At 41.2% G+C, this 1,186-nt stretch carries 1 pseudogene; it reads right to left on the minus strand.

Annotated features, from left to right (window positions below):
• Positions 1-1,125, minus strand: a pseudogene (locus BHE89_RS17865) (S8 family peptidase); the annotation flags it as partial.
• Positions 1,126-1,186: the final 61 nt, after the last annotated feature.

Consider the following 1,186-nt stretch of genomic DNA (forward strand, 5'->3'; position numbering starts at 1 on the left):
CCCATCGCACCAGTAACATGAGGTGCTGCCATTGATGTACCACTAAAGGTATCCCAACCAGCATTTCCGTCTTCATCGACAACTGATGAATAAATGAAACGACCGGGTGCAACCACCGTCCACCATTTCGCATTCCCTGCTTCATTAAAGATTTTTTCTAATTCATAACCTGACTTGTCCTCATTCTGTTTAAGACCTGCCACTGCAATCCAATGTTTTTCTGCTTCAGGATTAAAGTAAGGATAGAGAGGACGATAATAAGGCTGAGCAAAGTCGCGGTTACCCGTGGTAAAGACCTGAACAACATTCGTACCTTTTACTGCGTCATAAGCAGCATCAACAAAGGATGGTTTATCGCCATAAACTTTTTTAAAGTAGAAATATTCGTATTCTGTTTGCGCAGTAGTGTCTACTGGCATATGTTCAGTAGTATCACCGCCATCAGGGCCTTTTGTCGGAACGGTATTAATAATTCGTGGGTTGGTTCCCCAGCTATTATTAATGACCTGAGCGCCAGCATCGACCATCGCTTTCCAACCAGTATAGAAATAGGTGTAATCTTGGTAAGGTCCGTAGTTATTGCTATCTGTTGCCCCCGTATTTCCTAAATAAACATCAGCCCCCCATGCAACTCCATGCATGCCATTACCGTCACGACTTGCGCCTACCGTGCCTGTAACGTGTGTTCCGTGTGTATCATTCACACCTTTGATCCAGCCACCGTCAACATCAAAGGCTTGATCTTTTTCATAATGTCCCCCCATTTTTTGAGGGTAACGCATACCTGTTGAACCATATTGACCCTTGGCTTTAACTGCGTGGAAGCGCGCGTCATTTAATTCTGGATGTGATAATAATGCACCTGAGTCCATTACACCGATTTTCACACCTTGCCCATGAAAACCAAGCGCATAAGCACTAGAAGCATTCATCGCAGCAAGTCCCCAGTCTTTTTGATACTCTTGGCTTTCCCAACTTTTTATATCTCCTAATTGCCCAGCTTCTGAATATGCTACGGAATATCCAGAAAAAAAGAAAGTGCTGATGCAACAATGGAAAGTTGAAATATATTATTATTTTTTTTTATTCATTTTTGTGATGACTTAAAACTATTTCGTTGTTCATTCTGTACCTTCAGTTATATTAAAATTTAATAACATTAATTAAGGAGCAAAAATAAAAGACG

The sequence above is a fragment of the Shigella sp. FC1967 genome, from assembly GCF_001743005.1.
Lineage (GTDB): Bacteria > Pseudomonadota > Gammaproteobacteria > Enterobacterales > Enterobacteriaceae > Proteus.